This is a genomic window from Deltaproteobacteria bacterium, assembly GCA_018668695.1.
Taxonomy (GTDB): Bacteria; Myxococcota; XYA12-FULL-58-9; order XYA12-FULL-58-9; family JABJBS01; genus JABJBS01.
This window is the reverse complement of the sequence record JABJBS010000116.1, coordinates 1-5,200: the sequence shown is the minus strand read 5'-3', so window position 1 is coordinate 5,200 and position 5,200 is coordinate 1. Positions and strand designations below refer to the sequence as shown.

The window sequence follows — 5,200 nt, the reverse complement described above, 5'->3', positions numbered from 1 at the left end:
TTTCATTAGTTGAAGGCCGAACAGACATCGAAGGCCTCACGGCAGATATGTCCAACCCCGATCCCGAAGGCGGCGTGGTCAACGTGTACCACGAAGAGGGCCCCTGCTTTCGCGACCCACCCCATGGTTGGACAGCATCTCGCAATCAATTCAACGGCGGCCTCAACGATGGCTTTGTGAATCAGTTTTACCGAGGCCCGGGCGATACCGACTACAAAAAAGTGATGGGCTATTTTATCCGTGAACAGCTGCCCATTGCTTACGCCATGGCCGACCAATACGCCGTGGCCAACCACTGGTACTCGTCGGTGATGGGACCCACATGGCCCAATCGGTTCTTTTCCCACGCAGCCCAAAACGGCGGCTATAAGAACAATCAAATCGACGGCGATTACTCGTTCCAGACGCTCTACCACCGGCTTTACGACAAAGACATTTCATTTGCCTGCTACTACAACAACATCAGCTTTATGATGCTCCTCCAAGACCTACCGGGCCGCGGTCGCATGAATCCGTTCGAGGAGTTTCACGAGGATGCTATGGCCGGGAAACTTCCGAGCTTCTCAGTGGTGGAGCCCATGTACGGTAAAAACTGCGACCACCCGCCCGTTCACCCGATGGCCGGGCAACTTTTGATTTCGTCGGTGATTGATAGCCTCGCGCAGAGCCCTAAATGGGATAAGACAATGCTGGTTATTACCTACGATGAGCACGGCGGTTACTTTGACCATGTCGCTCCACCTAAAGCCGAAGACGAACGAGCGGCCGATGGTTTCGACCAAATGGGTTTTCGCGTACCCACACAATTTGTCGGCCCTTACGTCAAAGAAAAATTTGCCAGCAATACTGTTTACGACCACGCATCCATCTTGGCCTTTGCTGAAAGACTGTGGAACCTCGAACCACTCAATGTGCGGGATTCTTCCGCCAACGATTTCTTCGACGTTTTAGATATGGACCGCATTGAGCGCGTTGACCCCAGACCGCCGCCGAGTCTTCCGGTCATCGTTGCTGATGAAGCAACTTTTGATGCAGAGCCATGCGGAACCTATACAGCACTCAACGAAAGTATTACGGGTCAAAGAGAGCTCGAAGACTTTATCAATACCGTTCCATTTGCTGATAACTACGACCGCAGAGAGCAAACCCAAGAGCTCTACGATTCTTTCTTGGAGTCCACACAATCGCGAGGTTTGTGGCGTAAGCCTTAGCCCCTGCCCTCAGACGCCGACTGACAATTCACACAAAATGGGGTTTCTGGTTTGGCCTTGAGCCTCCGGTAACCAATCTCCTCATCGCAGCGCCGGCAATACCCATAGTCATCCGCCTCAAGGTTGCGCAGAGCTTGCTGAGCCTGCTGAAGCCTGAGCTGATAGGTTGCCCGGTTAGCCTTGGCCATACTCTGCTGCTGAATCGCATCCATTCGGGTGAGCCGGCCGATGGCGCGGTCGGGTTCCACGGCTTGGGTGCTGTCTTTGCTTGATTCCAGTAGGCTTTTTAGGCTCGTGAGAAGGCCGCGAAGATCGCCCGCAAGCTCCTGAATCTGTGCCTCTGTCAATTCTTCCACTGCGCCTCCCAAGCCTGTCAGACGGGAACGGTATGGGATCTAAGTTGAATGCTCAAGTTCCCAAATGGGGTGAATAATATGGATATTGTATTTTTAGTTGTTGGTTTGGTTGTTGGTTTTGGTGCAGCCTGGGTCATCCGCGGTCTCAAAGCCTCCCAAGGCAATGTTCAGCCAGAAGCTATGACCGAGTTAGAGAATGCTCTTAAAACCCAAGAGAGCCAGTATCAAGAAGCCAAGCAATCCGAGGCGCGCTTAGAAGAGCGACTCCAAAGCAGCAGCGCCCAGGTCGAAAAACTCGAGCAAGCCCTTCAAGATATGAACCAGCAAAATGAACAATCTCGCCGTAATTCCGAAACGATTCGTGATGAACTCACCCGAGCCGGCGCAGAGAGTGAGCAGCTCAAGAAGACATTGGCCGAGCAAGAAGCCAACCTTAAAAATCTACAAGAACAGTTTCGCCAAGAATTTAAAGTGATGGCCTCAGAACTTCTCGAAGACAAAAGCCAGAAGTTTACGGACCTCAATAAATCTAACATGGACCAGATTTTAAAACCTCTCAAAGAAAACATTGAGACCTTTAAAGAGAAAGTCCAAGAGACCTACGAGAAGGAAACTCGCGAGCGCCAATCTCTAAAAGACGAACTCGGGCGGCTCCATGAGCTCAACCAGCAGATGAGCTTAGAGGCCAATAACCTCACCTCTGCCTTAAAAGGGCAAAGCCAAACACAAGGGGCCTGGGGCGAGATGCAGCTCGAGATGATTCTCGAAAAATCGGGCCTTCAAAAAGACGTTCACTACTCCGTCCAGGAAAGCTTTCGCACCGAAGAAGGCAAGCAACTTCGTCCCGATGTCATTTTGAAAATGCCGGAAAACAAACAGCTCGTGATTGATTCGAAAGTCTCTCTAACAGATTACGAACGCTATTGCTCTGCCGATAATGAAGAAGAGCGTCTTCAAGCCGAAAAGGCTCACCTCACCTCCTTGCGCAGTCACATCAAGGAGCTCGACAGTAAGCGCTACCAAGATCTCTACCAGCTCAACAGCGTAGACTTTGTTTTAATGTTTGTGCCCATCGAGTCGGCATTCTCATTGGCGGTGCAAAGTGAACTCTCGCTCAAGGGAGCTGGCCAAGCCATTTACCAGGAAGCTCTTGAGAAAAACGTTGTTATCGTAACCACCTCCACACTGCTCGCCAGTTTGCGTACGGTGGAAAGTATCTGGCGCCAAGACAATCAAAATCGCCATGCTATGGAAATCGCTAAAAAGAGCGGTGACATGTATGACAAATTCGTCAACTTCGTCTCCGACCTAGAAAAAGTGGGTAAGCAACTGGAAACCACGCAAAATACCTACACGGATGCGATGAAAAAGCTGGGCACTGGTAAAGGCAACCTGGTCAACCGAGCCGAAGCGATTCGCAAGCTAGGCGCTAAAGCCAACAAAAAGTTATCGCCGGCGATCTTACAAATGTCTGGGGTCGACGAAGATGCAGACAAAATTCAACCGACCGATTGAGACTGAAATGACCGATCACTCACTGGAAGATTTGACTCATGAAGTCCTCGCGTTTCGTGACGCGCGCAACTGGAAACAGTTTCACACCCTCAACCACTTGGTCGCCGGGCTGAATATTGAGGCTTCTGAGGTCCAAGAGTTACTGCTCTGGAAAACCGACGAAGAGGCCCAAGCATTCGTGAAAAGCCCCGAAGGTAAGCAACGAATGAGCGAAGAGCTGGCCGATACCCTAGCTTACTTGCTCTACTTGGCCGATGCATCAGACATCGACCTCCCGAGCGCTCTACGCTCGAAACTCATTAAAAACAATGAGAAATACCCGGTTGAGAAAAGCTATAATTCTGCTCGTAAATACACCGAATACGAAAGCTAAACCCAAGCAAGACCGGTGTAGGTTTATACCTACCAACGCCCCTTATATCCCATCATATCTTGCATCGCGCCCTCCGCCTCCTCTGCCATATCCATCTCTTCTTTGCGTACATCCGCACACTCTTCGCACAGCTTCAGCTTTTTGCGCCCTACCTTCATCACAAAAGCTTCATCAATCTCGTCGCTGCAATCATGGCATTTCATTTCTGACTCCCTCGTAGATTCCCAGGTTAAACAGGTTCCCAGGCAACCTCAATATGGGCCTTGCACTTCCCTCAAGATCTAAGCAACCTTTAGGTATGGACAACATCCAGACCATTCAATGCCCTTGGTGCTGGGAGGAGCTAGAGCTCTATATCGATCCCGAATCTGAGGGCACGATGGTGGAAGACTGTGCGGTGTGTTGTCGACCGTGGCAGGTTCACGTATACCGCGAACCCGGAGAGAAGGCTTCGGTTCAGGTAACGCGAAGCAATTGAAGGCGCAACAATGGAAATCAAAGCAGTCATATTCGATTTAGATGGTACGTTGGTAGATTCTCTCGAAGATATCGCCAATGCATGCAATGAAGTTTTAGAGAGCGAGGGCCTACCGGTCCATAGTATCAAAAGCTATCAAAATATGATTGGCCACGGCACCCGTCATCTCATTCAAGAAGCATTACCAGAAGCTAGCAAAAGCCGAACCGACGAAATCCTGGAGCTCTATGAAGCCCATTATGAAGAAAACCTTCTCATCAAAAGTAAGCCCTATGGGGGCATGGTGAAAATATTGGAAGCTTTGGCCGCACAGGGTCTACCCATGTCTGTTTTAAGCAACAAGCCTCACGACATGACCACACACATTGTGAAGGAACTTTTTGGAAAGATTCCGTTCCATAAAGTTGTAGGGCAGCGGCGCGGTAAGCCTCAAAAACCAGACCCTCAAGTAGCAGTTGAGATAGCATCAGCTATGGATGTCGCAGTCGAGCGCTGTGCTCTGGTCGGAGATACACCCGTCGATATTCTCACTGCTCGTAATGCCAACATGCAAGCCATTGCCATCACTTGGGGATTTCGCAGTCATGATGAGCTGGCTGAACTCGAGCCTGATAAGCTTATCCATGCTCCCTACGCCTTACTAAGTCACTTCGACGACAAAACCGCCTAATACGAGTTACCACTTGCCAACAGACATTCCAGAAGTACTGGGCCGCGACGAAACGTTGGCCAATATGCCCATTCATCCGCGTGCTCCCCTACGAACACTTGAAAGTATCTCAATTGGGCTTTGCCGCTTCATCGCGACGCAGCCATGGCTAAAGAGCACCCTGCAATGGGCCATTGAACAATGCAATGCAAAGCTAACCTACGGCTGCGTCTCTCATCTCATTGAAGAAAGCGGTCTTGACCATATTCGCAAATTGCAACCATCAGGAAGTGTTCTTCTAGTAGCAAACCACCGTTCATTTTTCGACATGTTCGTAGCCTCAGCGGTGCTCTATAAACATACCCACTTTCTTAAGCATCTCTATTTTCCCGTGCGCGCAGACTTTTTTCATTCTCACCCTATTGGGCTGGCTCTCAATCTTTTTATCGCTGGCGGCGCTATGTGGCCTCCAATCTATCGCGACCGCAGACGCGGTGAGCTAAACCCCGTGAGCATGGCTCAAATGGATGCACTCTTACGACGCCAAGACACTCTCGTGGGGATTCATCCTGAAGCAAGTCGCAATAAGAATGATGACCCTTACCAGTTCCTAAGAAC

The 5,200-nt window shown here is 50.2% G+C and carries 8 protein-coding genes; 6 read left to right on the top strand and 2 right to left on the bottom strand.

What is annotated here, in order from left to right; all coding sequences use genetic code 11:
• Window positions 1-1,211: hypothetical protein (locus HOK28_06630; GenBank protein ID MBT6432748.1), on the top strand; the 1,211-nt coding region annotated here is incomplete at its 5' end.
• Here HOK28_06630 and HOK28_06625 read toward each other — a convergent pair.
• Entirely contained in the window at window positions 1,208-1,567 is a 360-nt protein-coding gene (locus HOK28_06625) for a TraR/DksA family transcriptional regulator (GenBank protein MBT6432747.1), read from the bottom strand. The two genes, HOK28_06630 and HOK28_06625, sit on opposite strands and share 4 nt — an antisense overlap.
• A 78-nt stretch (window positions 1,568-1,645) precedes the next feature.
• Here HOK28_06625 and rmuC point away from each other — a divergent pair, with 78 nt between their 5' ends.
• Window positions 1,646-3,082: a DNA recombination protein RmuC gene (gene rmuC / locus HOK28_06620; protein ID MBT6432746.1), complete on the top strand. Its 1,437-nt coding sequence runs from the start codon at window positions 1,646-1,648 to the stop codon at window positions 3,080-3,082.
• A gap of 22 nt (window positions 3,083-3,104) precedes the next feature.
• Window positions 3,105-3,455 carry a nucleotide pyrophosphohydrolase gene (locus HOK28_06615; GenBank protein MBT6432745.1) on the top strand — a complete coding sequence of 117 codons (351 nt, stop codon included), beginning with the start codon at window positions 3,105-3,107 and terminating at the stop codon, window positions 3,453-3,455.
• 29 nt (window positions 3,456-3,484) lie between these two features.
• Here the strand turns inward: HOK28_06615 and HOK28_06610 are convergent, their stop codons facing one another.
• Window positions 3,485-3,658 carry a hypothetical protein gene (locus HOK28_06610; GenBank protein ID MBT6432744.1) on the bottom strand — a complete coding sequence of 58 codons (174 nt, stop codon included), beginning with the start codon at window positions 3,656-3,658 and terminating at the stop codon, window positions 3,485-3,487.
• 95 nt (window positions 3,659-3,753) lie between these two features.
• Between HOK28_06610 and HOK28_06605 the strand changes: the two genes are divergently transcribed.
• The 3 genes from HOK28_06605 to HOK28_06595 all read left to right on the top strand — a co-directional run.
• Window positions 3,754-3,933 carry a CPXCG motif-containing cysteine-rich protein gene (locus HOK28_06605; protein ID MBT6432743.1) on the top strand — a complete coding sequence of 60 codons (180 nt, stop codon included), beginning with the start codon at window positions 3,754-3,756 and terminating at the stop codon, window positions 3,931-3,933.
• 10 nt (window positions 3,934-3,943) lie between these two features.
• The gene (locus HOK28_06600) at window positions 3,944-4,603 is read left to right on the top strand and encodes an HAD family hydrolase (protein ID MBT6432742.1); all 660 of its coding nucleotides are present in this window, start codon (window positions 3,944-3,946) and stop codon (window positions 4,601-4,603) included.
• 13 nt (window positions 4,604-4,616) lie between these two features.
• Window positions 4,617-5,200, top strand: a 584-nt coding sequence (locus HOK28_06595; GenBank protein MBT6432741.1) for a 1-acyl-sn-glycerol-3-phosphate acyltransferase, incomplete at its 3' end; no start/stop codon positions are given.